The sequence below is a fragment of the Lyngbya sp. CCY1209 genome, assembly GCF_055795065.1.
Genome location: NZ_JAYFER010000066.1, coordinates 1 through 3,552, shown reverse-complemented (window position 1 = coordinate 3,552; position 3,552 = coordinate 1). Strand labels below are relative to the sequence as shown.

The window sequence follows — 3,552 nt, the reverse complement described above, 5'->3', positions numbered from 1 at the left end:
GGGGGGGGATGAGGGGGGGCGGGCAAAAATTACGATCGCCTATTCTCCGTAGCTTCCCTCCGTCACCTTGCCGCGAAACACGACATATTGATAAATGTTGTAGAACAACATCACCGGAATTAACGCTCCCACAAAAATGATCATCACCACCATCGAACTCGGGTCAGCCGCCGCTTGATAAATGGTAATTGAGGGAGGAATGATGTAAGGAAACACCACCATCGCCAGTCCGATAAACGTCAACACGAAAATCAGAATTGTCCAGACAAATGGTGTTCTTTCTTCTTCGCGATCGATACTCCGCAGCAATAACCCGATCAGGACGACACCCAAAATTGGAATCAGGGCGAAGAGATAAACGAGGGGTTCAGAAAAGAGGCGATCGCGGGCGGATTCGTAAAAAATCGGCGTGACAATTGTAATCAAAATTGCGCCGATAAGGGTTGTAATTGATGCAATTTTTGCGGTTCTATAATGAGTCTTTTGCAAATCGCCCTCCGTCTTCCAAATCAAATAGGTGGAACCGATCAAAACGTATCCCTGAATCAGCGTCAGTGCCACCACCACGGAGGGGAGACTGAACCAATCCCAAGTCGTTCCGATAAAGTGTCCCGCCGCGTCAACTTGAATCCCTTCCAGAACGCCGCCGAGGGAAAATCCCTGGCCCAAAGCCGCCAAAAAACTGCCCACACCGAAGGACAAATTCCAAAAGAATTTTCGGTTCGCCTGTTCCCGAAACTCAAACGCAACCGCCCGAAAAATGAAGCCGAAAATCATAATAAAAATCGGCACATAGAGGGCATTTAAAATGGTCGCGTAAGCGAGGGGGAAGGCGCCGAAAAGGCTGCCCCCCATCAGCACCAACCAGGTTTCATTAGCATCCCAAATATTGCTCAAACTCGTCATCAAAATACTGCGACGTTCTTCGCTTGAGGAAGTCAAAGATAAAATCCCAACTCCCAGATCGAAGCCATCCAGCATCACATAAAGAAACAGAAATAATGCCAAAATTCCGAACCAAACCTGGGGGAGTAAATAACTCAGTGTTTCCATCACAAATCCTCATTATCATGTATTCGAGTAGTACAAGCTTCTAGCTTGTCAGAAAACCTGTACTACTGCTGTCACAGACAGGATGTCTGTGCTACTGCTATTGTTGAGCTTCTGCGGGCCGTTCGTCCGGGGCAAATTGACCGGGGGTTGTATCGACGGCGGGGCGATCGCTTTCTCCCGGAATGGGCAAGTCTAATTTCGGACCCCGGCGGATGATGCGACTGCCAAAATAAAGGGCGGCAAAAAACAGCACCGTATAAACTGTTGCGAAGCCTATCAGGGTCGTCAATACGTTTTCCGGAGGCAAATTAGAAGCCGCATCGACGGTGCGAATTTCATTGTAAACCGTCCAGGGTTGCCGGCCCACGCAGCGAACGGTCCAACCGGCTTCCACGGCAATATATCCCAAAGGTGCGGATAAAATCCAACCCCACATCAACCAACCCTGTTGCGCGATATTTTCCGGTGAGAATTTACCCCGCAACCACTGGAGGACGCTGACGGCGACCAGGGCGACCAAAAAGAAACCGATTCCGACCATAATTCGGAAGGAGTAATAAATCAACCCCAGCATTTTGGGACGATTTTCCGGCGACCATTCTTTCAACCCCAAAACGGGTTCCGACAAGTCTTTTTTCAATTCGAGGATATATCCCAAACCATTGGGGATGCTGATTTCCCAATCGTTTTTTTCGGCTTCTTCGTTGGGAATCGCCAGCAAACTCCAGGCGGCGGGTTGTCCGGCGGGGACGGTTTCCCACTGGGCTTCCATCGCCGCCAATTTTGTGGGTTGATAGTGGTAAACCTGTTCGCCACTCAGGTGGCCGACATAAATTTGCATCGGGGCCACGGCGATCGCGGCGATCAGGGCAATTTTCAGGGATTTGGAGAAGAATTCATGGTGGCGTTTTTTGAGGATATACCAGGCACTGATCCCGCCGATCACGAACAGCGAAGTCTCCAAAGTCGCGAAGAACATATGGAGAAAACTGTTGAGCGTGAAGGGATTAAAAATGGCTTTAAAATAGTCGAGGACGACAAATTTTCCATCGACCATTTCCACTCCGGCGGGGGTTTGCAGCCAGGAGTTTGCCGACAAAATCCAAAAGGTGGAAAGGTTGGCACCGAAGGCGACAAGAATTGTGGCAATATAGTGAATAACGGGATTGACGCGCTCCCAACCAAACACCATAATTCCCAAAAAGGCGGCTTCTAACATGAAAGCCCAGGACGCCTCGAAACCGATCACGCTTCCGAAGAAATTTCCGATCGCCTCCGATAGGGGCGCCCAGTTGGTTCCAAATTGAAATTCCATCGGGATGCCGCTGGCGACGCCGATGCCGAAATTGAGGACGTAAAATTTCGCCCAAAAGCGGGCGTGGTAGTAGTATTGAGGGTTGCGAGTTTTCAGCCACAACCCCTCGATAATGACCAGATAAATGCCCAGTCCGGTGGTGAGGACGGGCCACAACATATGAAAAATGGCGGTCAGCGCAAATTGCATTCGCGACAGTGCCACGGTGTTGGACAGTAAATCCACGCTTATCTCTCCGTATGAACAATATCCGCGAAATCCTCCCCAAAACAGGGGAAGTTGAGGTTTGAGGAGCGATCGCCCCTTTCAGAACCGCTCTCTATTATTGTGCAATTTGAGCCGAAAATGCCAGGTTGGATTTTTGGGTATAAAGTTATACAATTTTGGGTGCGATCGCGGGTGTGGGGGAATAAATCCGCAGATTTCGCAGATTTTCGCAGATTTTTAGATTAGATGGTGATGGGATGGTAAGATTGGGGGGGATGATTGCAGAAAAATTAAGAGAGAGAAATGGATGGGGACGATCACAGAGGAAGAGATCCGCAGACTTATGCCATTATTGGGGCGGCGATGGCGGTTCATGGGGAGTTGGGTTATGGGTTTTTGGAGGGGGTTTATCAGGGAGCTTTGGAATGGGAGTTTCGGTGCAGAGGTATCCCCTACGAGCGGGAGAAATCTTTGCAGGTATTCTATCGCGGGGAAGCGATCGCCGAATATCGATCTGACTTTATTTGCTACGAACAAATTATTGTGGAATTGAAAGCAATACAAAAGTTGTCCGGGCGTGAGGAAGCCCAAATCATCAATTATCTCAAAGCCACCAACCTACATCGCGGACTCCTGATTAATTTTGGCTCCGCCAGCCTCCAATACAAACGATTTGTCTTTAATCTGCGAAAATCTGCGAAATCTGCGGATGTTAACCCCTATCCATGACCAACTTTGTGGAAGACCAGGTGAAATCGGCCTATGATTCCGCCTTCGAGCGCGGTAAAGGCTACGTTTCTGACTTGGAACCGGTTGATTTGATCCGATATCGAAACAGAATGAATTCCCACTTAAAGCATCGAATCGAAAAGGAAGCTGTTTATGTCTGATATCAGATCTGGTTTTTTGACCGCAAAACCTTCCCAATCATCTTCAGATGATTTGAGCTGTTAGCTTGGGAATTGATTCCCAAGCGG

At 48.8% G+C, this 3,552-nt stretch carries 3 protein-coding genes; 1 reads left to right on the top strand and 2 read right to left on the bottom strand.

Translation table 11 applies throughout. From position 1 onward, the window contains the following. Nucleotides 1-39 precede the first annotated feature (39 nt). Together cydB and AC0QHF_RS00335 are read right to left on the bottom strand one after the other, a co-directional pair. Nucleotides 40-1,053: a cytochrome d ubiquinol oxidase subunit II gene (cydB, locus tag AC0QHF_RS00340; protein ID WP_324702203.1), complete on the bottom strand. Its 1,014-nt coding sequence runs from the start codon at nucleotides 1,051-1,053 to the stop codon at nucleotides 40-42. Between the two features lie 97 nt (nucleotides 1,054-1,150). Continuing rightward, a complete protein-coding gene (locus tag AC0QHF_RS00335) occupies nucleotides 1,151-2,593 on the bottom strand; it encodes a cytochrome ubiquinol oxidase subunit I (protein ID WP_324702202.1) in 1,443 nt (480 codons plus the stop codon). A gap of 285 nt (nucleotides 2,594-2,878) precedes the next feature. Here AC0QHF_RS00335 and AC0QHF_RS00330 point away from each other — a divergent pair, with 285 nt between their 5' ends. Beyond that, on the top strand, nucleotides 2,879-3,304 hold the full coding sequence (locus AC0QHF_RS00330) for a GxxExxY protein (protein ID WP_324702201.1): 426 nt from the start codon (nucleotides 2,879-2,881) through the stop codon (nucleotides 3,302-3,304). The last annotated feature ends 248 nt before the right edge of the window (nucleotides 3,305-3,552 follow it).